This is a genomic window from Protofrankia symbiont of Coriaria myrtifolia, assembly GCF_900634755.1.
GTDB classification, from domain to species: domain Bacteria; phylum Actinomycetota; class Actinomycetes; order Frankiales; family Frankiaceae; genus Protofrankia; species Protofrankia coriariae.
In genome coordinates, this window is the sequence record NZ_CAAAFS010000176.1 from 1 (window position 1) to 24,917 (window position 24,917).

Consider the following 24,917-nt stretch of genomic DNA (forward strand, 5'->3'; position numbering starts at 1 on the left):
GGGAAGAGCATGCAGGAAGAACAGAGATCTTCCGATCGGGCCCCGGGCCCTCGACCGGCGCCGCGTCCGGTGGCGCGCGGGCAGGCGCCGGGCGGCCGGTCGGGAACGACGAGCTTGTCAGCGACGAGGCGGCATCGACCGGTGGGACGCGCGGTGGCCCCGCCACCGCCGGCCGGTCGCGTGAAGGTGAGGAATGATTCGTGTGGCTGCAATGACCGCCACCGTCAAGGACGAGCTCAGCCGGTTGCGGGTGGCCAAGCCGTGTTGTCGCCGCGCGGAGATGGCCGCGCTGCTGCGTTTCGGCGGCGGGCTGCACATCGTGCGCGGCCGTATCGTCGTCGAGGCCGAGCTCGACGCGGGTGCCACCGCGCGGCGGCTGCGCCGGGAGATCGCCGAGGTCTTCGGCTTCCCGTCCGGTATCGCGGTGCTCGCCGCCGGCGGGCTGCGCCGGTCGGTGCGTTACATCGTCCGGGTGGAACGCGACGGTGAGCAGCTCGCCCGGTCGACCGGGCTGCTCGACCAGCGGGGCCGGCCGGTGCGCGGGCTGCCGCCGCAGGTCGTCACGGGCGCGTCCTGTGATGCCGCGGCGGCGTGGCGCGGGGCGTTCCTGGCGCACGGCTCGCTGACCGAGCCGGGCCGGTCGTGCTCGCTGGAGATCACTTCGCCGGGGCCGGAGGCGGCGCTCGCGCTGGTCGGCGCGGCCCGGCGGCTGGGGGTGGCGGCCAAGAGCCGGGACGTGCGCGGGGTGGACCGGGTGGTGATCCGGGACGGGGACGCGATCAGCGCGCTGCTGACGAAGATCGGCGCCCACGACAGCCTGCTGGCCTGGGAGGAGCGTCGGATGCGCCGGGAGGTGCGGGCGACCGCGAACCGCCTGGCGAACTTCGACGACGCCAACCTGCGCCGTTCCGCGCGGGCGGCGGTGGCGGCCGGGGCCCGGGTCCAGGCGGCGTTGAAGATCCTGGGGGACGACGCGCCCGGTCATCTGCTCGCGGCCGGCCGGCTGCGTCTGGAGCACGCGCAGGCGTCCCTGGAGGAGCTGGGCGCGCTCGCGGACCCGCCGTTGACCAAGGACGCGGTGGCCGGCCGTATCCGGCGGCTGCTCGCGCTGGCGGACAAGCGGGCGCACGCGCTCGGGCTGCCGAACACCGAGGCGAGTGTCTCTCCGGATCTTCTCGAGAACGCCTAGCGAACGGGCCACCAACTACGCGATCATGGTCTTTCCGTGCTGTCGCGGATGCGGAGCTCGGCGCGTCAGCGGTGCCGGCTGGTATATCCTTAGCAATACTAAGTAAAAGGGATATTACCGTCTCCGCCGGGATGGCCGGATGGGGCGATCAGACGGCAACTAGACGGCTACCACCGGCTATCAGGTGGCAGTCGGATAGAGATGTCGTGGCAATCGGGTGACAGCCAGGTGACGGCAAGGTGGCACCTGGGTGGCACCTGGGTGGCGGTCAGGTGGCGGTCAGGTGGCGGTCGGATGACGACCGGTGGCGACGATCGGAAAAGCAGCGGCCGGCCGGCGGAGCGCGATCATCGGCTCCGCCGGCGCAACCGTCGGCCCCGCGGGCCCTGACCACGTCGGTGAGAGCATGCTTCTTCTCTCTGACGCAGGCCCGAAAGGCCCGGCACACGCCAGGATGGTCCGCGAGGGAACGCGGCAAGGAGGAGATATGGACAGCTTCGGCAGCACAGGTCATCTCAAAGTCGGTGACCATACGTATACGATCCGCCGGCTGGACGCGGTGCCCGGAGCCGACCGGCTGCCCTACAGCCTGCGCGTCCTGCTGGAGAACCTGCTGCGCACCGAGGACGGTGCCAACATCACGGCCGATCATGTCAACGCGCTCGCGTCATGGGACCCGGCCGCCGAACCGAGCCAGGAGATCCAGTTCACACCGGCTCGGGTGATCATGCAGGACTTCACCGGGGTGCCGTGCGTGGTCGACCTCGCCGCTATGCGCGAGGCCATGGTGGCCCTCGGCGGGGACCCGGCGAAGATCAATCCGCTGGCGCCCGCCGAGCTGGTGATCGACCACTCGATCATCGCGGACGTCTTCGGTCGCGCGGACGCCTTCGCCCGCAACGCCGAGCTGGAGTTCGGCCGCAACCGTGAGCGCTACCAGTTCCTGCGGTGGGGCCAGGCGGCCTTCGACAACTTCACCGTCGTCCCGCCGAACACCGGGATCGTCCACCAGGTCAACCTGGAGTACCTCGCACGGGTGGTCTTCACCAGGGACACCTCCGACGGCCGGCTGGCCTACCCGGACACGCTGGTCGGCACCGACAGCCACACCACGATGATCAACGGGCTCGGGGTGCTCGGCTGGGGTGTCGGCGGCATCGAGGCCGAGGCCGCCATGCTCGGCCAGCCGGTCAGCATGCTCATCCCGACCGTGGTCGGCTTCAAGCTCACCGGCGAGCTCGTCCCCGGCACCACCGCCACCGACCTGGTCCTCACCATCACCGAGAAGCTGCGCCAGCACGGTGTGGTCGGCCGTTTCGTCGAGTTCTACGGCGAGGGCGTGAGCAACGTCCCGCTGGCGAACCGGGCCACCATCGGCAACATGAGCCCCGAGTACGGCTCGACCTGCGCGATCTTCCCAGTGGACGCGGAGACACTGGCCTACCTGCGGCTGACCGGCCGTCCCCAGGAGCAGATCGACCTGGTCGAGGCCTACACCAAGGAGCAGGGGCTGTGGCACGATCCCGGCCACGAGCCGGTGTACACGACCACCCTTGAGCTCGACCTGTCCACGATCGAGCCGTCGCTGGCCGGGCCGCGGCGCCCGCAGGACAGAGTGCCCCTGCGTACCGCCAAGACCGCCTTCCGCACGGCGCTTACGAACTACGCCGGCTCCTCCGCGACCGCCCCGGCCGCGCTGGTCAACGGTGGCGCGGACGAGGCCAGCGCCGAGTCCTTCCCCGCCAGCGACCCCGCGGCCGCGTTCGCGGACAAGGCCGGCGACGCGCCCGTGTCGTCCAACGGTGTCGCCGGTGACGTCGCCGACCGCCCGTCCAACCCGACCCGGGTGACGCTCGCGGACGGCACCGGCTTCGAGATCGACCACGGTGCGGTCGCGATCGCCGCGATCACCTCGTGTACGAACACCTCCAACCCGCAGGTGATGATCGGCGCGGCGATCCTGGCCCGCAACGCCGTCGAGCGCGGCCTGACCCGCAGGCCGTGGGTCAAGACCACCCTCGCCCCGGGCTCCAAGGTCGTCATGGACTACTACGAGCGTGCCGGGCTCACTCCGTACCTGGACAAACTCGGCTTCAACCTGGTCGGGTACGGGTGCACCACCTGCATCGGCAACTCCGGCCCGCTGCAGGAGGAGATCAGCCAGGGTGTGAACGACGGTGACCTGGCGGTGGTCAGCGTCCTGTCCGGCAACCGCAACTTCGAGGGCCGGATCAATCCGGACGTCAAGATGAACTACCTGGCGTCCCCGCCGCTGGTCGTCGCCTACGCGCTGGCCGGCACGATGGACATCGACCTGACCAGCGACCCGCTCGGCACCGACAGCGCCGGCAACCCGGTCTACCTGCGGGACATCTGGCCGAGCGAGGCCGAGGTCGCCGAGGTGGTCGGCGACGCGATCCGCTCGGAGATGTTCACCGAGGACTACGGCGACCTCACCGGGGACAAGCAGTGGCAGTCGCTGCCTACCGGCGACGGGGGCGAGGTCTCCCAGACCTTCGCCTGGGCCCCCGACTCGACCTACGTCCGCCACCCCCCGTACTTCGAGGGGATCTCGGCGACGCCGGCGCCGCGCCCGGACATCGTCGGCGCCCGGGTGCTGGCGCTGCTGGGCGACTCGGTGACCACCGACCACATCTCGCCCGCCGGCTCCATCAAGCGGGACTCGCCGGCCGGTCGCTATCTCGTCGAGCACGGGGTCGACCCGAAGGACTTCAACTCCTACGGCTCCCGCCGGGGCAACCACGAGGTGATGATCCGCGGGACGTTCGCCAACATCCGGCTGCGTAACCGGCTCGTGCCCGGCGTCGAGGGCGGGGTCACCCGCTACCTGCTCGACGGCGAGCAGTTGGCGATCTACGACGCGGCGCAGAAGTACGCCGCCGCCGAGGTGCCGCTGGTCATCCTCGCCGGCAAGGAGTACGGCTCGGGCTCGTCGCGTGACTGGGCGGCCAAGGGCACGGCGCTGCTCGGCGTCCGCGCCGTGATCGCCGAGTCGTACGAGCGCATCCACCGCTCCAACCTGATCGGGATGGGGGTCCTGCCGCTGCAGTTCCCGCCCGGGGAGTCGGTCACCTCGCTCGGCCTGACCGGGGAGGAGACGTTCACCATCGTCGGGCTCGCGGACGTCGACGAGCGGACCGCCACCCTCACCGTCCAGGCGGACGACAGGCGCTTCGACGCGGTCGTGCGTATCGACACGCCAGGGGAGGCGGAGTACTACCGCAACGGCGGCATCCTGCCTTACGTTCTGCGTTCGCTGCTGGTCCAGTAGCACGCGACCGGGCAACGGGGCCCGGGCTGTCACCGCGCGCCGCGCGGGCGGGGGCGGGCGACGGGTGCCGGGACCGGTGCGACAAGGCCGCCGAGAGTGCTTGCAGAGGCTCTCGGCGGCCTTTGCGCGTTCGCCCCGGCCGGGGGTCAGAGCCCGTCTGGACGGTGGCGGGCCGTCTCTCTCACGGAGAGTGCCTGAGGGAACGCACAACCGAACGTAATCATCAATACCGGGACTACGCCGGATCATGAGATGAGTGTGCCGGACTGTTTGCTTTGGGGGTGTTGCGTCCCCATGCGTGCCACCCGATATCGTTTGACACAGCATCAGCGCACCCCAGAGACCCAGTGCCAGCCCAGTGTCTCTGTCCCCCAGAAGACACACACGTCGGATCGAAACGCCCAGTCCTGCCCTGATCCGATGTCCCCTCCGAGTAGCCAAAGGTAGGAGCGAGGCCCCCCGATCCTGACGATTTGCCCCGAATCGTCACCGAACCATGTCCACGTCATGGTTCGAAAGTCAGGGATCGCGGTGCCTTGCGGGCGTACGGGAAGGAACACGTGTTGCTCCCACGTGGCGTGATCCGCTTCCCCGCGAGCGGGGAATCCGCTGGTCGCGGTCGCCATCGTGATCAGGCATCGGTGGACGAAGCCGATCACGAATCCCTGTACCGCCGGATCTGGCTGAGCCCGCAGTCCCGCCGGGTCGCCACCATCGCCGCGGTCACGACCGGGACCCTGGCCGCGTCGACCGCGGGCTTTGCCGCGACGATGCCGGGCCCGGGTGGCAACGCCTCGTTGGAGCCCACCGCCACCACCGCCACCACCGCCTCGGTGATCGGCGGCGGGTCGCGCGCAAGCACCCCGGCCACGTCCGCCGTCGGGCTGGCCAGCCGGATCGGCGACCCGGATCCGACCCTCACTGCGGTGTCGATCGCCCCGGACCGTACGACCATCGCCCCGGACGCCCCCGTCGTCTTCACCGTCCGCGCCACCCAGATCGGCACCAACCAGCCCGTCAGCAACCAGCGGATCCGGATCGCGGTGGCGAACGGGCCGCAGTGGACCACCACCGCCCAGCTACAGACCGACGCCAGCGGAACCGCGAAGATCAGCACGCGGCTGCTGTCCACCACGACGCTGACCGCGGTGTTCGACGGCACCAACGCCCTGCGCCCGTCCCTGGCCAATGCGACCACCGTCACGGTGCGCAGCCCCACGACGTCCGGTTCGGCCACCGGCTCGACCACCGGCAGGTCGACGACGACCCCCACGGTCATCCCGGGCAGCTCCATCGGCCAGAAGATCGTCTATCTCGCCTCGCTGCAGAAGGGCAAGCCCTACGTCTACGGCGCGGCCGGCCCCAACGCCTTCGACTGCTCCGGGTACTCGCAGTACGTGTTCAAACAGCTCGGCCGCTACCTCCCCCGCACGGCGCAGCAGCAGTACGACGCCTCCATCCACATCCCCAAGGCGGCCAAGCAGCCCGGCGACCTGATCTTCTTCGGCTCACCGGACAACATCACGCACATGGGCATCTACGCGGGCAACGGCTATATGTGGGCCGCTCCCCAGACCGGGCGGACCATCAACCTCCAGCCCATCTACACCAGCACCTACTGGGTGGGACGTTTCCTGTAGAGCACGGTTGGCCGCCGCTCGTCGTCTAACCTTCTCCCTGTGCGGTGGGCGGCGTCACCGCCCTGCCGTCCTACCGGAGAGGAGGTGCCGAGCGTGGCCGCTACGGCAGCCCCCTCCGACCGGGTGCTCACGATCCCGAACCTGCTCTCCGCCCTGCGGCTGGTCGGGGTCCCCGTCTTCCTGTGGCTGGCGCTGGGACCCCACGCCGACGGGGCGGCGCTCGGCGTTCTCGCCTTTGCCGGTGTCAGCGACTACCTCGACGGCAAGCTCGCCCGGGCACTCGGGCAGACCAGTCGGCTGGGCACCCTGCTCGACCCGCTCGCCGACCGTCTCTACATCTTCGCGACGATCATTGCTCTTACGCTGCGTGACATCGTCCCCTGGTGGTTCGCGGCGCTGCTCGTCGGCCGGGACGTCCTGATCGCGGTCGCCATACCACCGGTGCTGCGGCGGCTGGGCTACGGCCCGGCGCTGCCCGTGCACTACCTGGGCAAGGCCGCGACCTTCAACCTGCTCTACGCCTTCCCGCTGCTGCTGCTCTCGGCCGGGGACGGTTGGCTGGCCACCGCCTCCCGTCCGTTCGGCTGGGCGTTCGCCGTCTGGGGCGCGGCCCTGTACTGGTGGTCGGGGATCCTCTACGGCGTGCAGTTGCGCCGGCTCGTCCGGGCGGCCCGCGGCCCACGGCCGCCGCTGCGCCCGCGCGGGGATCCGGGGCAGCCGGAGGAAGCCGGCCGGCTGGACGCGGAGGTGGGCCGGTGAGAGCCGTCGTCATGGCGGGCGGGGAGGGGACCCGGCTGCGCCCGATAACGGCCAACCAGCCCAAACCGCTGCTCCCCGTCGTCAACCGGCCGATCATGGAGCATGTGCTGCGGCTGCTGCGACGGCACGGGGTCGACGAGACCGTGGTCACCCTGCAGTTCCTCGCCGCCCACGTCCGCGCCTACTTCGGTGACGGCGACGAGCTGGGGATGCGCCTGTCGTACGCCACCGAGACCACGCCGCTGGGAACCGCCGGCAGCGTCAAGAACGCGCAGGACGCGCTGCGCCACGACCCCTTCCTGGTGATCAGTGGGGACGCGCTCACCGACATCGACCTGACCGCCCTGATGGCCCACCACCGCAAGAGCGGGGCGCTGGTCACCGTCGCGCTCAAGTCCGTCCCGAACCCGCTGGAGTTCGGGATCGTCATCACCTCCGACAACGGCCGGATCGCCCGCTTCCTGGAGAAGCCGACCTGGGGGCAGGTGTTCTCCGACACGGTCAACACCGGCATCTACGTCATGGAACCGGAGGTTCTCGACCACGTTCCCCCCGGCGAGCGGGTGGACTGGTCCGGTGAGGTGTTCCCGAAGCTCGTCGCCGCCGGGGCACCGCTGTTCGGCCACGTCGTCGCCGGCTACTGGGAGGACGTCGGCACCCTCGACAGCTTCCTGCGGGTCCAGGCCGACGTGCTCGACGGCAAGGTCGACGTGGACATCGGCGGGTTCGAGGTCTCGCCGGGGGTGTGGATCGGCCGGGACGCCGACGTCCACCCCGACGCGCTGCTCGCCGGACCGCTGGTCGTCGGCGACTACACCAAGGTCGAGGCCGGCGCCGAACTGCGTGAGTTCACCGTCGTCGGCAGCAACGTCATGGTCAAGTCCGGGGCCTTCCTGCACCGGGCGGTGGTCCAGGACAACGCCCAGATCGGGCCGCGGACGCACCTGCGCGGCTGTGTGATCGGCAAGAGCACCGACGTGCTGCGGGCCGCGCGGGTCGAGGAGGGCGCGGTCATCGGGGACGAGTGCGTGATCGAGGAGGAGGCGTTCGTCTCCCACGACGTCAAGATCTACCCGTTCAAGACGATCGAGGCCGGGGCGGTCGTCAACACCAGCGTGATCTGGGAGTCCCGGGGGCAGCGTTCGCTGTTCGGCCCCCGCGGGGTGTCGGGGCTGGTCAACGTCGAGATCACACCGGAGCTGGTGGTCCGGCTCGGCAGCGCGTACGCCACGACCCTGCGCAAGGGCTCGACGGTGACCACCGCCCGGGACACCTCCCGGGCCGCCCGGGCGCTCAAACGCGCGGTGACCAGCGCGCTGACCGCCAGCGCGATCGACGTGCGGGACCTGGAGGTCGCGCCGATGCCGCTGGTCCGCTTCGACGTCCGTTCCTCCGACGCGGCCGGCGGCGTCGTCATCCGCGCGACCGCGGGGGACGCCGAACGCGTCGACATCATCTTCCTGGACGCCGAGGGGAGCGACCTTTCCCCCGCCGTCCAGCGCACGCTCGACCGGGTCGTCAACCGCCAGGAGTTCCGGCGGGCCTTCCCCGACGAGATCGGGGAGCTGCGTTTCCCGGCCCGCACCGCCGGCAGCTACGCCCGGGACCTGCTCGACCGGGTGGACACCTCCGGCCTGGCCGAGGCCGGCCTGAAGATCGTGATCGACGCGGCGGGGGGAACGGCGGCGCTGGTCCTGCCCACGTTGCTGGGACATCTCGGGGTGGACGCGCTCACCGTCAACGGCCGGCTGGACCAGACCGTCCAGACCCATCCGCCCGATGCCCGTCACCGGCACGCGCTGGACCGGCTCGGCGAGCTGGTGGCCAGCTCCCGGGCCGCGTTCGGGGTCCGCTTCGACCACATCGGCGAACGGATCACGATCGTGGACGAGCGGGGTGACCCGATCGATGACGAGCGCGCGCTGCTGGTCTTCCTCGACCTGGTCGCCGCCGAGAACCGCGGGGCCGAGGTCGTGCTGCCGGTGACGACCACGCGGGTCGCCGACCAGGTGACCCGCTTCCACGGGCTGACGGTGCGACGGACGTCGCTGTCCGCCGCCGACCTGACCCGGGCCGCGGCCGACCCGGGCGTCGTCTTCGCCGCGGACGGCCGCGGGGGCTTCGTCGTCCCCGAGTTCGCCTCCGCGATCGACGGCCTGGCCGCGTTCGTCAAGCTGGCCGCCCTGGTCGCCCGGACCAAGCTGACCCTCAGCGCCATCGACGCGCGTATTCCACCGGTCTCCGTCCTGCGCCGTTCCGTGGCGACACCGTGGGCAACCAAGGGGACGGTGATGCGCCGGATCGTGGAATCGGTCGACCCCGACGGGGGATGCACGATCGACACCACCGACGGTGTCCGGGTGATACGGCCGGACGGCTCCTGGGTGCTGGTGCTGCCCGACCCGGCCGAAGCCGTCACCCACCTGTGGGCCGAGGGAAGCGCCGCCACCGACGCCGACCAGCTCCTCCAGCGCTGGAGCGCCGTCATCGCCTCCCCTACGGCTTCTCCCGCATAATCGCGAGAGCGATTATGCGGGGACCCCTGCCTCGCGGGCTGGTGTGGGGCGGTGGCTCGGCGATCGCCACCGGGCGATCGCCGAGGGGAGTCATCCGCGGGTGAGGGTGCTTTGTGATGTTGCGGGGGTGCTGCGTCGGGGGGCGGCGTCCGCTCGTGGCTCGGTGGTCACCTGGCGGTGATCATCGAGGAGGCTCATCCGCAGGCGTGGTTGCTCCGCGAGGGTATGCCGGATATGGGCGTTGTGGACGGGTGCGTCGCGGTGTCGCATTGCGGCGGGTTGCGATGCCCCGCTACGCTCGGCCCGCCGGGTGGCTGGTCGGCCGTAGGGTTGAGCCCGGACGCGCCAGCCGGGCCGGCGGCGGTGCGGGCGGCGTTCGTCACGTCGCAGGCTTCACAGGAGTGTCGGAGCTGGCCGGTGGTACGGGCGTTCGTCGCGTGTCGCCGGCGGCCTTGAGGAGTATCGGAGGCAGTCCCGCGTGTACCCGGAGGACCTGAAGTACACCAGGGAGCACGAGTGGGTCCGGGTGAACGAGGCCACCGTACGGGTGGGTATCACCTCCTACGCCCAGGAGGCTCTCGGCGACATCGTTTTTGTGACATTGCCAGCGGTAGGGGAACGGGTGGAGGCTGGCCGGCCGTTCGGAGAGGTGGAGTCGACCAAGAGCGTCTCCGATGTCTACGCTCCGGTCTCAGGGGAGGTGATCGCCCGTAACGAGGTGCTCGACAGCACCCCCGAGCTGGTCAACTCCGATCCCTACGGGGAGGGCTGGCTGGTCGAGCTGGCTGTCGACGACACGTCCGCGACCGTGTCACTGCTGGACGCCGCTGCGTACCTCCAGCATGTGAAAGCACAGTAAAGGTCTACGGAGTATCCACGGAACATCTACGGAATGCCGTCAGTCGTTCGCGTTGACGCTACGGACGCCACGCCGGAATAGCTCTCCAGCTCCCCTTTTCGCGGCAGTGGGCCTGATGCACTAGCCTCGTTGTGCGCCGGGAAGGCGATACGAGGCCGCGATCTCACGGTCGGTGTTTCCTGTTCCGGTCTCGGAGCCGTTACCGGATGAGGGGACGGGCGTGGCTCCGAGGAGGCAACGAACGTTTTCGCCACCCCCAGGCGAGGTGGCCCGAGTGGCCGGCCAACCGCGTCCGCGGCGGTCCGGCAGGAAGCAGACGCGACCGTGTTCTGCACGAGGTGCGGACAGCAGAACCCGACCGATGCCCTGTACTGCGCACGGTGCGGGTCACCGCTGGTACGTCCAGGTGAGCCCATCGCGCCGGAGCGGCCTGCCGAACAGACCTCCACGCTCAACCTCGCCGCCGCCCTGTCGGGCGTCGAGGGTGATCACGTCGACGAGTCGAGCGAGCGGGACGCGGTCGCCGCGGTCGACGCGCTGCCACCCGGCTCCGGTCTGCTCGTCGTCAAACGCGGCCCCAACGCGGGCAGCCGCTTCCTGCTGGACGCCGACCTGACCACCGCCGGCCGCCATCCGGAAAGCGACATCTTCCTCGACGACGTGACCGTCTCACGTCGCCACGCCGAGTTCCACCGCTCGCCGTACACCAAGGGCTTTGCGGTACGCGATGTCGGTAGCCTCAACGGCACCTATCTCAATCGTGAGCGGATCGACTCCGCCGAGCTCTCCAGCGGCGACGAGGTGCAGATCGGCAAGTTCCGGCTGGTGTTCCTGACCGGACCGGCGCCGTTGACGGGTGGCGGGGGCCCGCAGTGAGCAGGCGGTTCGCGGTGAGTCGAGGGTCGCGTCGATGAGCGCCGGCCGCGCCACGGCCCGTTCCGTACCCGTACCCGCGCCTGCGCGGACGCCGCGGGGCCAGGCGGATGCCTCCAGCGCGAAGACCCTCACCATTGGTGAGATCCTCGACCAGCTGCGGCTGGACTACCCGGACGTGACCCTGTCCAAGATCCGTTATCTGGAGGCGGAGGGGCTCGTCACCCCCGCTCGCACGAGCGCGAACTACCGTAAGTACTCCGCCGACGACGTCGCCCGGCTGCGCTACGTCCTCGGGGCGCAGCGCGAGCGTTTCCTGCCGCTGAGAGTGATCAAGCAGGAGCTGGAGTCGCTGGACCGCGGGCTGCTCCCCCGGGAGCGTCCCGGCCCACGTGTGGTGGCGCCGCCGTCACCCAGCCCCCTCGACGCCCTGCTCGACAACGGCGAGCAGGTGCGGATGTCACGACGGGAGCTGCTCGCCGCGGCCGGTGTCAGCGAGCAGGAACTCACCGAACTCGAGCAGTACGGGCTGGTCGCGCCCCGTCCCGGGGGCAGCTACTTCGACGGGGACGCGCTGGCTGTCGCGCGGACGTTCGCCGCGCTGAGCGGCTTTGGCATCCAGCCTCGGCATCTGCGCCCGTCGCGGGTGGCCGCCGACCGGGAGGCCGGGCTGATCGAGCAGGTGACGGTACCGCTGCGGGCGCAGCGTGACCCGTTCAGCGGCGGGCGGGCAGAGGAGGCCCTGGACGAGATCGCCGGGCTGCTCGTGCGGCTGCACGCGGCCTTGCTGCGCTCCCGGCTGCGCTCCGGGCCGGGGACGTGACGTCCCCGGCGGCGCCCCGGGCCGGCACGTGACACCGCCGGCCGGGGGCGCGGCGTCTGTCGGTTGCGTGGGCCGGCCCAGGTACGGGCACCTATTGTTGACTGGGGTGGCAGGTCCGGACAGCGACCGACCCTGTCGGGGATCTGATCGGGGATCTTGTAGGAGATCTTGTCGGAGGCGCCGGGCCGCTGACGAAGTCCGGAGACCGGGATAGTGTCAGCCGGTGGCGGTTTACAGTTTCCGGTCGGATCATCCCGTCCTGCCCACCTGCGCGAGGAGGTAGATCGGTGCATCGGCTGGACATCGTCGGCGTTCGTGTCGAGCTTCCGTCGAAGCAGCCGATCGTCCTGTTGAAGGAGGTCGGCGGTGAGCGTTACCTGCCTATCTGGATCGGCGCGGTGGAGGCGACGGCCATAGCCTTCGCACAGGAGGGCATCACGACCGCCCGCCCGATGACGCACGACCTGATGCGTGACGTGTTGCGTGCCCTGCGGACCGAGCTCACCAGGGTGACCATCAACGACCTGCAGGACGGTGTGTTCTTCGCCACACTCGTGTTCGGCAACGGGGTCGAGGTCTCGGCCCGGCCGTCGGACGCCATCGCACTGGCGATGCGGATGGGGGCGCCGGTCTACGGCGAGGAGTCCGTGCTCGCCGAGGCCGGGATCACCGTGCCGGAGGAGCAGGAGAACGAGCTGGAGAAGTTCCGGGAGTTCCTCGACACGATCTCACCGGAGGACTTCAACACGCCAGGCTCCTGAAGGCAGGGTCCGAGCTTGTGACGCGCCGGCCGGCGGGCCGTACAGAAGGTCACATGCCGGGACTTTCCGTATAGACCATGACGTGGACGGGAGCGCCGTCGGTGTGCCGGTCGTACGGGCGTGCCTGGCAGGCGGTCCGTGTCGACCGTCGTCAGGTTCCAGGAGCCTGCGGGCGCGTCAGGACGCCCTGTCAGCCGCCTGGTTCTCGGGCCGCCGAAAGGCTTCCCAGCCGATTCGTACGGTTCGCCGACCGCTGTGGCCGTGTGCGGCTGTATCCTCACAAAGGCTTGATCTGGGAACATTGTGGGTCTGTCACGGGACACGCCAATCACGATCATTGATGGGATCGCCCGAGGCTCTTACCGTCGAGTCGAGGCGGCTGAGCGAGCCCGGGTGACTGGCTGGCGGACGGGACGACGACAGCGATGATCGGATGGCGATGATCGGACAGGGACAGCTCTTCCCGGACGATCTTCCATTGCCGCCCGGTGACGATGTCGGTTACCGGGGGCCTACCGCGTGTGCGGCCGCGGGCATCACCTACCGGCAGCTCGACTACTGGGCCCGCACCGGCCTGGTCGTGCCGAGCGTGCGCGGCGCCACCGGGTCGGGCAGCCAGCGGCTGTACTCCTTCCGGGACGTGCTGGTCCTGCGTGTCGTGCGCAAGCTGCTGGAGGCCGGGGTCTCCCTGCAGAACATCCGCGCCGCCGCCGACTGCCTGCGCCTGCGCGGGATCGAGGACCTGGCGCAGGTCACGCTGGTCAGCGACGGGTCGACCGTGTACGAGTGCACCTCCGACGACCAGGTCATCGACCTCGTCCAGGGCGGCCAGGGGGTTTTCGCGATCGCGGTCGGCCGGGCCGTCCAGGACATGCGCGGGCAGCTGTCCCAGCTTCCGACCGAACGTCCCGAACGCGGGCACACCGAGCCGACAGCGGTCGGTCATCCCGGGGACGAACTGGCCAACCGGCGCAGCCGGCGCAGCTCGGCCTGACGGCCCCGCGGCCGGCCGGCCATCGATGATGATCCGCAGCGGTCAGTGTGGGTTCGCGGCGGCGCGGCTCGCGGCGTAGTGCGTGGTGCCGTGCGGCGCGGCACAGTGCGGGTCGTCAGGCCGCCCGGCCGTGGGGTGCGCCGCGGTGGGCAGATGGTCGACCTGCAAGGTGATGTGGTCGATGTGATGCTCCTCCCGCAGCCAGGCGTGCATCCCGACCCGGACGGCGTGGCAGTCCGCGTCGGGATGCACCAGCACGTGCGCGGACAACGCCGGCTCACCGGAGGTGATCTGCCAGATGTGCAGGTCGTGGACCTCGCTGACACCGGGCCGGCGGGCCATCGCGGCACCGATGCCGTCCGGGTCGACCCCGTCGGGAGCAGCCTCGAGGAAGATCCGGCCGGACGCGTACAGCAGGCCGGCACCGGCTTTGACCATGAGGACGACGACGGTCAGCGAGGCGATCGTGTCCGCGCGCTCCCAGCCGGTGGCGAGAACGACCACGCCCGCGGCGGCGGTGGCGACGAACGCGTAGAGATCGCTGAGAATGTGCTGGAAGGCGCCGTCGATGTTCAGGCTCGTCCGGTTGGCCCGGCTCATCGCCCAGGCCGCGGCGAGGTTGACGGCCACCCCGACGAGCGCGACGGCCAGCATGGGCCCACCGGCCACATCACCCGGGGTGAACAGCCGGCGGATCGCCTCGACGGTGAGCCAGCCGGCCAGCAGGAGCAGGGTGAGCCCGTTGACCTGGGCGGAGAGGATCTCCACCCGGCGCAGGCCGAACGTGTAGGCGCCGCCGGCCGGCCGTGCCGCGACCCGCAGAGCCACCAGCGCCAGCATGATCGCCGCTGCGTCAGTGAGCATGTGGGCCGCGTCCGACAGCAGCGCCAGGGAGTGCGCGAGCAGGCCGACGACGACCTCCACGACGAGATAGGCGAGGATGACGCCGAGGGCGATCATCAGCCAGCGTCGGTCCGCGTCCGCGGCGACGTCGTGCCCGTGACCGGCGTCGCGTCCGTGACCGGTGTCGTGTTCGTGGCCGGTGTGCCGGCCGCTGCCGCGGCCATGGCCGTGCGCTGTTCCGGTATTCTCCGCCACCGGTCTTCCTTTCCTGGCCCGCCGCTGTCCTGCCATGGCCGCCCCCGCTTTCAACGTTACTTCCTTCAACCAGTCCCGTCATTTGCGCTGAAAATGGCTGTCGATATCGGATTCAGTGTTCCGGGAAGCGGCGCTGTTTTCCCGCCGTCCGTTTCCCGCATCCGGGCGGGCGATTTCTCCGGATGTCACGGCCGGGACGGCTTCCCGCCCGTGACATGCCCGGGCGGCAGCGGTGCCCGCGGCCGCCGGCGCCACCGCCGTTCCCGTCGCCGTCGATGCTCCGTACCGTCTCGCGCCGGCCCCGGCCGGCCGCCCGGTTGGATGATCGTCGAGTGGTCGGGGCGGGCCGGGAGAGCCGTCGTACACGCGCAGCGGCAGGTCACTTCGCCGTTCCCGAACCTGTCGGTGGCGTGCCGTACGATCGCCAACTGTGTCTGACAAACCCGCGGTACTCGCGCACGACCTGCACAAGCGCTTCGGCACGAGCGTCGCGCTCGCCGGTCTGGATCTCAGCGTGGCGACCGGGACAGTACACGCGGTCCTCGGTCCGAACGGCGCCGGCAAGACGACCGCTGTGAAAATTCTCACCACCTTGTTGCGTGCCGATTCCGGACATGCCGAGGTTCTCGGTCTTGACGTCAGCCGACGCGCGGGTGAACTGCGGTCCCGAATCGGGCTCACCGGTCAGTACGCCGCCGTCGACGAACGGCTCACCGGCCAGGAGAACCTGGAGATGTTCGGCCGGCTCTACCGGCTGTCGGTTGTTTCGGCGCGGGCCCGTGCCGAAACCCTGCTGGAACGTTTCGACCTCACCGACGCCGCCCGCCGACAGGCCGGCACCTATTCCGGTGGTATGCGCCGGCGGCTCGACCTGGCCGCCAGCCTGATCCTCGCGCCGCCCATGCTCTTCCTCGACGAACCGACGACCGGGCTCGACCCGCGCAGCCGGATCCAGATGTGGAAAGTCATCGAGGAACTCGTCCGGGACGGCACCACCGTCCTGCTGACGACGCAGTACCTGGAGGAGGCCGACCAGCTGGCCCGGCGCATCTCGGTGATCGACGGTGGCCGGGTCATCGCGGAGGGCACCGCCGACGACCTGAAGTCGCAGGTGGGCGGGGACCGTCTCGACATCGTGATCACCCGGGGCGGGGACGTCGACGCCGCGCGCGGCGTGCTGGCACGGTTCGCCTCCGGCGAGGTGAGTGTCGACGTCGACCGGCGGCGGCTGAGCGCGCCGATGAACCGCGGTGCCGGCGTGCTGCCGGACCTGGTCCGCGGCGTCGACGAGGTGGGCGTGGCCCTCGAGGACATCGCGCTGCACCGGCCCACCCTCGACGACGTCTTCCTGGCACTCACCGGCCATCACGCGCGCGACGAGGGCACGGCCACGAGCCCGCACGAGAGCACCACCACCGAGGATCTGGTGACGACATGAGCACCATCAGCGGCAACGCCGCCGCCGTCGCGGTCCGGCCGGTCGAGGGCCGCAGCAGGCTCGTCTGGTCGCTACTGGACGCCTGGGTCGTCTGCCGGCGCAACCTGATCCAGACCTGGCGGGTGCCCGAGCTGCTGGTGTTCTCCACGATCCAGCCGGTGATGTTCGTGCTGCTGTTCGTCTACGTGTTCGGTGGCGCGATCAACGTCGGGCCCGGGGTGGACTACGTGGACTTCCTGATGCCCGGGATCTTCATCCAGACGGCGATCTTCGGCAGCATGGTGACGGGTGTCGGGCTCGCCGAGGACCGCCAGCGTGGCCTGATCGACCGGTTCCGCTCGCTGCCGATGTCGCGGGGCGCGCTGCTGGCCGGCCGGACCCTCTCGGACCTGTTCCGCAACGTGTTCGTAGTCGCGATCATGCTGCTGGTCGGGATCGCGGTCGGGTTCCGCTTCGGTGACACGACCGTGCCCGCGGTGCTGGTCGGCTTCGCCCTCATGCTGCTGTTCTCCTACGCGTTCGCCTGGGTGTCGGCGGTGATCGGGCTGTCGGTGCGCAACGCGGAGGCGGCGCAGTCGGCCGGGTTCATCTGGGTCTTCCCGCTGACCTTCGCCAGCTCCGCGTTCGTCCCGGTCAGCACGATGCCGGGCTGGCTGCAGGCCTTCGCCGAGCATCAGCCGATCACCGTGACGATCGACGCGACGCGGGCGCTGTTCCTCGGCGGCCCGGTGGCCTCCGCGCTGCTCCAGTCGCTGGCGTGGTGTGTCGGGATGCTCGTCGTCTTCGTGCCGTGGTGTATCCGGGTCTACCGGCGGTCCACCGGCGGCTGACCCACCGACGTCACCGACCCGACCGGCCCGACCGGCCCGACCGGCCTGGTCAGCTGGGCCGACACCGCGGATGCCCAGCCGTCCGTACTGGACCATCCCCACCTGGCCCGGGCACGATGTACGGATGTCCTCGTCCGGTAGCGTCACATTCGCGGACACCGTTGGAGTCAGGGAAAACCCCGCCCTGACCGGATCTTGCCGTTAGGTTGGTGCTCCGTCGTGGCATCGGTGTGAGCGCGGGGAGGTCGTGGTGTCGGGCACTCGGCGGGTCCGGACACTCGTCACCGGCATTCAGACATGCCTGGGCGAGGCGCTGAGCCTTGCCGACCAACTGGACGCGCTGGCCGACCAGGTCGAACGGCCCGGCGCGGACGGGCCAGCATCCGGCGGCCGGGCCCGCCCGCCCGGCCAGCGGGCGCCTTCCGTGGATGTCTGGCACGCCATCCCCGACGTTGCTGACGAGCAGCTGCCGGCCGCGATCGGGATGGCCGCCGCGATCGCCCGTGGACAGACGCCGGACCTCGCCAGCGCGCCCTGGTCGTCACCGCTGTGGCCGTCGCCCGAACCGGCCGGCCACGCGCCGGGGAGCGGGGCCGCCACCGCCCTGCCCGAGCTGCCGGAACTGCCAGGCCGTCCGCGACCACGGCCGGCGGCCGGGCGTCCCTACCGGCCGGGGCTGTGGCGGGTGGGCCGGGTACTCGTCCCACCTCTGCTGCCCGGCGGGCAGACCGCCGAGGTGCCGCTGGCCGTCAGTCTCCTCGACGGCGGCAACCTGCGGATCGTGGTGGACCGTGACCGCCGGGCCGAGGGCGTCGGCGTCGTACGGGCACTGCTCACCCGGGTGCTCGCGGCGGCACCACCGGGATCGGTCCGGGTCACCGTCTACGACCCCTACGAGCTTGGCGCCGGGCTCGCCGGCTTCGCCCCGCTGCGGGCCGCCGGCGTGGTCAGCCCCACCCTGACCACCCGGACCAGGCTGGAGACCGCGCTGGGGGAGCTGTCCGCGGACGTCGGGCGCATCACCGTCGACCGGCTTGGTGGCCGGTTCGCCTCCCTGCGGGAACGGGAGGCCGCGGGCCTGCCCCGGGCCGAGCCGTGGCGGCTGCTGGTGCTGCTGGCCTGGCCGTCGCTGGCCGACGACGCCGCGCGGGCGCTGGAGGCGGTCGCCGCCCAGGGCCCCGCGTGCGGCGTGCACGTGATCGCGCTGGTGGAGGACGGCGGTGCGGCCGTCGTCGGCCGCCGGGGGCACGAGACGCTGACGGGCGCCGAGACCCTGCGCGCGACCGGGCCCACCGAGGATCCCGCCGTGGACGGTCTGTTCACCGCTGCCGGGGGCGTGCCCGACGGCGACCGGGTTTCCGCGGCCGCCCCGACGGTCTGGAGCTGTTCGCTGGCCGGGCCGCTGGAATGCGAGCTGGACGACCCGCCGCCGCCCGAGCTGGTGGCCGCGGTCGCCGAGTCCGTCGCGGCCTCGACGGCCGTCGAGGCCGCCCGCCACCCGGACGCCCGGGCGCTGCTTCCCGACACGTTGTGGAGCTTCGACGCGGCCGGTGGTCTGAGCGTCCCGGTGGCGTTCGGACCGGACGGTCCGGTCACGCTCCGCTTCGACGACGACACCGTCCATGCTCTTGTGGGCGGGCAGGCCGGCTCGGGCAAGTCGACGCTGCTGCTCGACGTGGTGTACGGGCTGGCCGCCCGCTACGCCCCCGAGCAGCTGCGCTTCCACCTGCTCGACTTCAAGGAGGGCCTGGAGTTCGCCCAGTTCGCCCCCCGGGCCGACGACCCGTTCGTGCTGCCGCACGCGGACACCATCGGGATGGACAGCGACCGGGAGTTCGGCGTCGCCGTGCTGCGCCATGTCCGCGCCCAGATGCAGCGCCGGGCCCTGGCCATGCGGGCCGTTGGCGCCCGGGACCTGCGCGGCCTGCGGGCCGCGCAGGGCGGCGCCGGCTGGCCGCGGATCCTGGTGGTGATCGACGAGTTCCAGGTGATGCTCACCCCGCTCGACGCGGTGTCGCGGGAGGCGGTCTCGCATCTGGAGGCGCTCGCCCGCCAGGGCCGCGCCTACGGCATCCACCTGCTGCTGGCCAGCCAGACGCTGTCGGGCATCGACGCCCTGGACGCCACCGCCGGCAAGCGCGGTTCGATCTTCGGTCAGTTCGCGTTGCGGATCGCGCTGCGCACCTCGATCTCGGAGTCCCGGGTGCTGCTGTCGACCACCAACGAGGCGGCGGGCGCGCTCGCGGGCGTGGGGGAGGCCATCGTCAACCGGCGTAACGGCCACCCGGCCGGCAACGAACTCGTCCGGGTGGCCTACCCCACCCCGGCAGTGCTCACGTCGCTGCGCGCGAGCCTGGCGGGGGCGGGGGCGCCCGGCGCGCCGGGCCGACCCGGGCCACGGGTTTTCGTCGGCCACGCACCGGCGATCCTGGACGACAACCAGCTCTACCGGTCGCTCGCGGGTACGCCCGTCCCGGTGGAGCGCGCCGAGCGTGCCGGCGCCGCCGACGCCGCAGCCCTCGAGGGCAGCCCCGACGGCAGTGGCGCGATCGGCGGTGCCGACAGCGGGGACGGCGCGGGCACCGCCGGGACGGCCGAGCCGCTGGCCCTGGTAGGGGTCCCCCTCGACCTGCATCCGGCTGCCGTGGGGGTGCGGCTGTCCCCGCTGCCGGGACGCAACCTCGCGGTGCTCGGCCCGTTGCGCCGGGAGGCGGTCGGGGTGCTGCAGGCGGCCGTGGTGAGCGTCGCGGGCCAGGACGCGCCGGGCGGCGTACGGGTCGACATCGTCGCGGTCACCGCCGAGACCACGCAGGCGGCGGAGGTGCTCGCCGGCCGGGTCCGTGCCGTCGGGCAGTCCGCCCGGGTCCATCCGCCGGCGGCGCTGCGCCGGGTGTTGCGGGAGATCAGCGACGAGGTACGGGACCGGGAGGAGACCGCGCTGGCCGGCGCGGCCGGCGGCCCCTGGCCCGGCGACCGGTCCTACGAGAGGTTCGCCCGGCCGGTGCGGCTGCTCGTCCTGTTCGCCGCCGACGCCGGGCGGGCCGTCCTGGAGGCCAAGGAGCCTCCCGCCCGCCGTTCGGGCCTGGACGACCTGCGTTTCGTCACCCGTCGGGGCCCTGGCCAGCGGGTGCACCTGCTCGGCTGGTGGCGCGGCCCGGGCCGGCTGCTCGACGATCTCGGCCCCATGCACCGCGACGACGTGGGGGCGTGGGTCGCGGTCGGCGTGCCTGCGAGCGACCTGTTCAGTCTCGCGGGCAACCGGTCGGTCACCGCGGGGACGGGCCCGAACCGGGCGGTTCTGTTCGACCGGAACGGGTATGCGGAGACCCGCACGATTGTCCCGTTCTCGCCGCTGCCGGCCCAGGCCGAGCCGCCGGCGGCGGTGGCGGGTGACCCGCGGCACGACCAGGAGTCGTGGAGGAGGCTACCGGGGTGACCGGGCCGGCTGGACGCGTCGACGACACTGGACGAGTCGACGGCAACGGCGCCGGCGCCCTCCCGTGCCGCCGGCCACCGGCCACCGGGGCAACGACCGGGCCGGTGACCGGCGCGCCCGCAACCCACGAAACGAGGATCATGGTTGACGTGCCCGACCAGCCGGGTGGCTTCCTCGCCGTACCGGAGGTCGACCCGCGGCGCCGGGTCGACCTCCACCACAAGCCCGTCCTGGAGCCCGCCCTGCGTGATCCCGACCTCGACGACCCGCTGATCGCGGCCGTGCGCTACCGGGCGTTGCTCGCCGAACTCAACCAGGCCAGGAACAAGGTGGAGGACCGGATGTCCGCCGGCCGGCAGCGGCGTGCCGCGCTCGCGCAGGCGCACCGGGAGTCGGCGGAGGCGATCCGCGCCAAGGTCGACGAGGTGTGGCGGACGGTGGCCGAACCGCTCGCGCACCACGGGATCAGCAGCCTTGACCAGCTCCGGCCGCCTCCGGTGGAGCGGGCCGACGACGTGCCCGCCGTCGCCGCAGCCGATCACGATTTTTCTGATCGTTACCTGTCCGACCATGATGTACCTGGCCATGACGTGGCCGGCCACGACGTGGCCGGCCGCACGTCCGACCGTGACATACCCGTCGTCACCGGGCCTGGCCGTGGGCACGGGCCCGGTGGCCGGCCGATCGCCCGGGCCCAGCACCGCCGCGGTGAGCCGGGCCGGGCGCGCCCGGCCGGCGGCGCCGCGCCGCAGCGGCGGGCACGTACCAGACAGGTGGTCAGGGCGGCCTCCGCCGGTGCGGCGGTTCCGTTCGAGCCGTCCGAGGCGCCGGGGCGTGCTCACGAGCTGTGCCTGATCGCGATGGGGCACGCAGCCGAGCTGCGGGCGGTCACACGGTCCGGTTCGTCGGCCTCGGCCGCGATCGTCATCGGTCTGGGTTGCCTGCTGGTGGCTGGTGGGGTGACCGTGTTGCGGGTGTTGTTCGGGGTTGCGGCGCTGCCGTCCCTCACCGGTGCCGCCGTGCTCACCGCCGTCGGTGTGGCGGTGGCGACCGACGTGGCTCGGGTGGAGGTTGCCCGTGCGGCGCTGCTCGGGGCCGGTACGGCCGGTGCCGCGGTGCTGGCGACCATACGGGTGGCGTCGCTGGACCCGACCGACGTGATCGCCTCGCTGGTGGCGCTGGTGCTGGCGCTGCGGTTCGGGCTCGGTGTCGGCGCGCCGCGACATCCGCAGCGGAAGTGACCCGGCCGCCGGCCCTCCGGGGCGCTGTCCCTGGGGCATGCACGTCCCCGGAGGTACAAGCCCCGCAGGAGCTTTCAGGGGTGCGGCCCGGCAGTGGCTTTCGGGGGCGCAGGCCTCGTGGGGGGCCTTCAGGGACATGGCTCCGCAGGTGGGATACAAGAGCGGACGTGACAGAAGAAGGGCAGGACCTCCGTGACGAGCACCATCGCCGACGTCAAGTCCCAGCTTGGTGAGGCGTTCCGGCGTACCGACGAGGTCACCGGTCAGTTGGACGGCGCGCTGACCATGATCGAAGAAGCGCAGGCGATCGTCCTGGCCGCGACCGACGGCAGCGCGCACCGCGCCGTGGAGCAGTTGACCAGCGCGCTGGTGGAGACCCGGGAGCGCATCCAGGACTCGCTGGCGGCGCTCGGGTCGGCGGTGCAGGAGGTCCGCGACTACAGCGACAGCCTGTAGATCGCTCGTCCGGGCCGACCGGCTTCTTCCGTGTGGGCCGCGGACGGTTCTCCAGGGGCCGGCCATGTCCGGGGCAGCCGCCGGCCGACCGCCCCGGAGATGCACCGCATGTGCCCCGGTGCCGCGGGCAGCCGTCGGTGATCGCTGTTCGCGTCGGCCGGTACTCACCGCGGGACCGCCGCGGGCCGGCTCGGGCTGTCACGACCCGGTCGGGATCAAACGGGCATATCTGGATCGGCTGCGCGTGAATGCCGACAAGGGGTATATTCTCCGTGAGCGGGTGCCCGCTGTCGGTCGCCAACGTGTCGTAGGTGAGGGTCCGGGTAACAAGTCCGCATGTTCCCTGCAACCCGATGCGTCTTTTAGCGGGCCTCACTAAAGTCCGAATCATCCAGAGAGGCCGAGGGTAAAGCGATCATGCTCTCATCGCGCGGTCGGAGGTCCGCGGGGACGTTAGTGCGTGGGCGTTCACCGGTCTGACGGCCATCCGGTGCCACTGCCATGTGCGACCAGAGGGTCGTGGGCGACGCGGGAACGATCTTTCCGTACTGCCGAGGTCCCCGCCGTGGATCACTAAGGAGGCCCCACCACCGTGCCGGCTACCCCCATCCTGAACCTGCCGCTGGTGCTGCTGTCCAACCGCGGCCCGGTGAGCTTCGACCGTGACGTGTCCGGACGCACCGTCAACCGTGGGGCGGGCGGGCTGGTGTCAGCCCTCTCCGGCCTCGCCGAGCATCTTGACGACGCCGTCTGGGTGTGCGGGGCGTCCACCGAGGAGGACGCTGTCGTCGCCAGCGAAGCGCAGGGCGGCTCGATCCTCGTGCAGACGTCTCCATACCCCCACGTCGTCGAGGACGAACCCGACGGCCCCTCGATCCGGGTCCGGCTGGTCACCACCGACCCGGCCGCCTACGCGGACTTCTACAGCGTCTGGTCGAACCCGATCCTGTGGTTCGTCCAGCACGGGCTCTACGGCCGGGCGCTGTCACCCGTCATCACCCTGGCCGAGCACGACGCGTTCGAGAACGGCTACGCGGCGGTCAACCGCGTGTACGCGGACGCGGTCGTCGACGAGGTTCGCGCCCGCGGTGGCAAGGCGCTGGTCCTGTTGCAGGACTATCACTTCTACCTGGTGGCCGAGCGGGTCCGCGAGCTGTGCCCGGACGTCGTGCTCACCCATTTCATCCACATCCCGTGGCCGGGGCCGGACGAGTGGCGGATCCTGCCGGCCGGTATCCGGGAACGGCTGCTGCGCGGCCTGCTCGGCAGCGACGTCGTCGGCTTCCACACCCGGCGCTACGCCCGCCACTTCGTCCTGTGCGCCCAGGACCTGCTCGGCCTGGACGTCGACCTGGACAATCTGCTGGTGTTCGTCGACGACCGGGTCGTGCGGGCCCGCTACTACCCGATCTCGGTGGACACCGCCGCCCTGGAGGCGACGCTGAGCACCGAGGACGTCGCCGGGCACGTCGCCATGCTGCGGTACACCTTCCTGGACGGGGAGCGGCAGCTGATTCTGCGGGTGGACCGCACCGACCCGAGCAAGAACGTCGTGCGGGGCTTCCTGGCCTTCGGCGCACTGCTCGACCAGCATCCGGAGCTCGTCGGCAAGGTCAGCTTCCTCGCCCTGCTTCAGCCCAGCCGCACCGACGTGCCCGAGTACGCCGACTACATCGCGCTGATCGGCGCGGTGGTGGCGGAGATCAACGCCCGGCACACCAAGGACGGCCGGCAGCCCATCGACCTGCGGATGGCGGAGGACTTCCCGCTCGCGGTGGCCGCCTACTCGATCTGCGACGTGATCCTGGTCAACGCGCTGGCGGACGGCATGAACCTCGTGACCAAGGAGGTCGCGGTGGTCAACCGGCGCGGTGGCGTGCTGGCCCTGTCGGAGAACGCCGGAGCCCACGAGGAGCTGGGGGAGTACGCGGTCACCCTGCACCCCTTCGACGTCCAGCAGATGGCGGACGCCCTGTACGGGGCTCTGACCATGCCGCTGGAGGAGCGGCAGCGGCGGCTGGCCGCGGCGGCCGAACAGGTACGCACGCACGACGTGGGACGCTGGCTGAGCGACCAGCTCGACGACCTCGCCCAGCTCGCCGGCTACCTTTGAAGACCTGCCCGAGCTTTGACAATCTGACCAGGGCCCTGGTCAGAAGACAGTCTGAGTCCTCCTTGTCTTACTGTGAGTAACCGGCAGGATTCTGCCGTGGCTTACCGGTAGTCTCGGGCGGTGACAGCAGCCACCACCCAGGTTGGCTGATCGTTGATGGGCTGAGGAGCGGACGTGGCGAGTTCCAGCGGTCACCACAAGGCGAACGTGGGTTCGTGGACCGCGGTTTTTCTGATCATTGCGGCGTTCACGGTCGGTGTCTTCGCTCTCGTCCTGCACTCGGTACCGCTGTGGATCGTGACCGGCGTGGCCCTGGTCGTCGGCCTGATCACTGCCGTCGCCTCCCAGATCATGGAACAGGCGTACTGACGCTCCACCCGCGTACCGCGGTCGCGGGAAACACCCGAAAAACATGATCAGCCCCGCCCTGCCCGACCGGGCAGGGCACGTCGCCACGCACGACGGTTGACGCCCGCGGCGCACAGTGCGGCACGAGGTGTCGTCCTTCGTCGTTGCCGTGGCCTCGTACGTTGCCGCGGCAGCCGTTACCATCCGGGCCATACCCGTGTTCCACGCCGGGCCGGGCCATACCGGGCCAG

18 protein-coding genes and 1 pseudogene are annotated in these 24,917 nt (G+C 71.1%); 18 read left to right on the forward strand and 1 reads right to left on the reverse strand.

Going from position 1 to position 24,917, the window contains the following annotated elements:
* The 11 genes and pseudogenes from CM1CMNOD_RS22395 to CM1CMNOD_RS09910 all read left to right on the forward strand — a co-directional run.
* Positions 1-197 (forward strand): annotated as a pseudogene (locus CM1CMNOD_RS22395) (hypothetical protein); the annotation flags it as partial.
* Positions 194-1,189, forward strand: coding sequence for a DNA-binding protein WhiA (whiA, locus tag CM1CMNOD_RS09865; RefSeq protein ID WP_013873514.1), 996 nt, complete (start codon positions 194-196; stop codon positions 1,187-1,189). The pseudogene CM1CMNOD_RS22395 and the gene whiA, both read left to right, overlap by 4 nt.
* Positions 1,190-1,676: 487 nt before the next feature.
* Entirely contained in the window at positions 1,677-4,481 is a 2,805-nt protein-coding gene (locus tag CM1CMNOD_RS09870; RefSeq protein WP_013873515.1) for an aconitate hydratase, read from the forward strand.
* Positions 4,482-5,122: 641 nt separating this feature from the next.
* Complete coding sequence (locus tag CM1CMNOD_RS09875) at positions 5,123-6,121, forward strand: C40 family peptidase (protein ID WP_013873516.1); 999 nt, start codon at positions 5,123-5,125, stop codon at positions 6,119-6,121.
* A gap of 93 nt (positions 6,122-6,214) precedes the next feature.
* A complete protein-coding gene (locus CM1CMNOD_RS09880) occupies positions 6,215-6,880 on the forward strand; it encodes a CDP-alcohol phosphatidyltransferase family protein (RefSeq protein WP_013873517.1) in 666 nt (221 codons plus the stop codon).
* Between the two features lie 11 nt (positions 6,881-6,891).
* Entirely contained in the window at positions 6,892-9,396 is a 2,505-nt protein-coding gene (locus CM1CMNOD_RS09885) for a mannose-1-phosphate guanyltransferase (protein WP_043606039.1), read from the forward strand.
* Between the two features lie 478 nt (positions 9,397-9,874).
* On the forward strand, positions 9,875-10,255 hold the full coding sequence (gene gcvH, locus CM1CMNOD_RS09890) for a glycine cleavage system protein GcvH (RefSeq protein WP_013873519.1): 381 nt from the start codon (positions 9,875-9,877) through the stop codon (positions 10,253-10,255).
* Between the two features lie 324 nt (positions 10,256-10,579).
* Positions 10,580-11,131: an FHA domain-containing protein gene (locus CM1CMNOD_RS09895; protein WP_013873520.1), complete on the forward strand. Its 552-nt coding sequence runs from the start codon at positions 10,580-10,582 to the stop codon at positions 11,129-11,131.
* Between the two features lie 34 nt (positions 11,132-11,165).
* The gene (ftsR, locus tag CM1CMNOD_RS09900) at positions 11,166-11,951 is read left to right on the forward strand and encodes a transcriptional regulator FtsR (protein WP_013873521.1); all 786 of its coding nucleotides are present in this window, start codon (positions 11,166-11,168) and stop codon (positions 11,949-11,951) included.
* Positions 11,952-12,238: 287 nt separating this feature from the next.
* A complete protein-coding gene (locus CM1CMNOD_RS09905) occupies positions 12,239-12,712 on the forward strand; it encodes a bifunctional nuclease family protein (RefSeq protein WP_013873522.1) in 474 nt (157 codons plus the stop codon).
* A 433-nt stretch (positions 12,713-13,145) separates the two neighbouring features.
* Positions 13,146-13,706 (forward strand): MerR family transcriptional regulator, encoded by a 561-nt coding sequence (locus tag CM1CMNOD_RS09910; protein ID WP_237703065.1) that lies wholly within the window; start codon positions 13,146-13,148, stop codon positions 13,704-13,706.
* Between the two features lie 42 nt (positions 13,707-13,748).
* Here the strand turns inward: CM1CMNOD_RS09910 and CM1CMNOD_RS09915 are convergent, their stop codons facing one another.
* A complete protein-coding gene (locus tag CM1CMNOD_RS09915; protein ID WP_013873524.1) occupies positions 13,749-14,804 on the reverse strand; it encodes a cation diffusion facilitator family transporter in 1,056 nt (351 codons plus the stop codon).
* A 430-nt stretch (positions 14,805-15,234) separates the two neighbouring features.
* Here CM1CMNOD_RS09915 and CM1CMNOD_RS09920 point away from each other — a divergent pair, with 430 nt between their 5' ends.
* From CM1CMNOD_RS09920 to CM1CMNOD_RS09950, 7 genes are all read left to right on the forward strand, one after another.
* Positions 15,235-16,242, forward strand: coding sequence for a daunorubicin resistance protein DrrA family ABC transporter ATP-binding protein (locus CM1CMNOD_RS09920; protein ID WP_013873525.1), 1,008 nt, complete (start codon positions 15,235-15,237; stop codon positions 16,240-16,242).
* On the forward strand, positions 16,239-17,072 hold the full coding sequence (locus CM1CMNOD_RS09925; protein ID WP_013873526.1) for an ABC transporter permease: 834 nt from the start codon (positions 16,239-16,241) through the stop codon (positions 17,070-17,072). Before CM1CMNOD_RS09920 ends, CM1CMNOD_RS09925 begins: the two co-directional genes overlap by 4 nt.
* A gap of 250 nt (positions 17,073-17,322) precedes the next feature.
* Positions 17,323-20,508 (forward strand): FtsK/SpoIIIE domain-containing protein, encoded by a 3,186-nt coding sequence (locus tag CM1CMNOD_RS09930; RefSeq protein ID WP_013873527.1) that lies wholly within the window; start codon positions 17,323-17,325, stop codon positions 20,506-20,508.
* Positions 20,505-21,749, forward strand: coding sequence for a hypothetical protein (locus CM1CMNOD_RS09935; protein WP_013873528.1), 1,245 nt, complete (start codon positions 20,505-20,507; stop codon positions 21,747-21,749). Before CM1CMNOD_RS09930 ends, CM1CMNOD_RS09935 begins: the two co-directional genes overlap by 4 nt.
* A 192-nt stretch (positions 21,750-21,941) precedes the next feature.
* On the forward strand, positions 21,942-22,205 hold the full coding sequence (locus CM1CMNOD_RS09940) for a hypothetical protein (RefSeq protein WP_013873529.1): 264 nt from the start codon (positions 21,942-21,944) through the stop codon (positions 22,203-22,205).
* 592 nt (positions 22,206-22,797) lie between these two features.
* Positions 22,798-24,318, forward strand: coding sequence for an alpha,alpha-trehalose-phosphate synthase (UDP-forming) (locus tag CM1CMNOD_RS09945; RefSeq protein WP_013873530.1), 1,521 nt, complete (start codon positions 22,798-22,800; stop codon positions 24,316-24,318).
* Between the two features lie 174 nt (positions 24,319-24,492).
* Positions 24,493-24,687: a hypothetical protein gene (locus CM1CMNOD_RS09950; RefSeq protein ID WP_013873531.1), complete on the forward strand. Its 195-nt coding sequence runs from the start codon at positions 24,493-24,495 to the stop codon at positions 24,685-24,687.
* Positions 24,688-24,917: the final 230 nt, after the last annotated feature.

What these genes read in the sequence shown, in the direction of transcription:
- whiA (WP_013873514.1), top strand. Translation starts at nt 194, where the DNA reads ATGATTCGTGTGGCTGCAATGACCGCCACCGTCAAGGACGAGCTCAGC.
- CM1CMNOD_RS09870 (WP_013873515.1), top strand. Translation starts at nt 1,677, where the DNA reads ATGGACAGCTTCGGCAGCACAGGTCATCTCAAAGTCGGTGACCATACG.
- CM1CMNOD_RS09885 (WP_043606039.1), top strand. Translation starts at nt 6,892, where the DNA reads ATGGCGGGCGGGGAGGGGACCCGGCTGCGCCCGATAACGGCCAACCAG.
- ftsR (WP_013873521.1), top strand. Translation starts at nt 11,166, where the DNA reads ATGAGCGCCGGCCGCGCCACGGCCCGTTCCGTACCCGTACCCGCGCCT.
- CM1CMNOD_RS09910 (WP_237703065.1), top strand. Translation starts at nt 13,146, where the DNA reads ATGGCGATGATCGGACAGGGACAGCTCTTCCCGGACGATCTTCCATTG.
- CM1CMNOD_RS09925 (WP_013873526.1), top strand. Translation starts at nt 16,239, where the DNA reads ATGAGCACCATCAGCGGCAACGCCGCCGCCGTCGCGGTCCGGCCGGTC.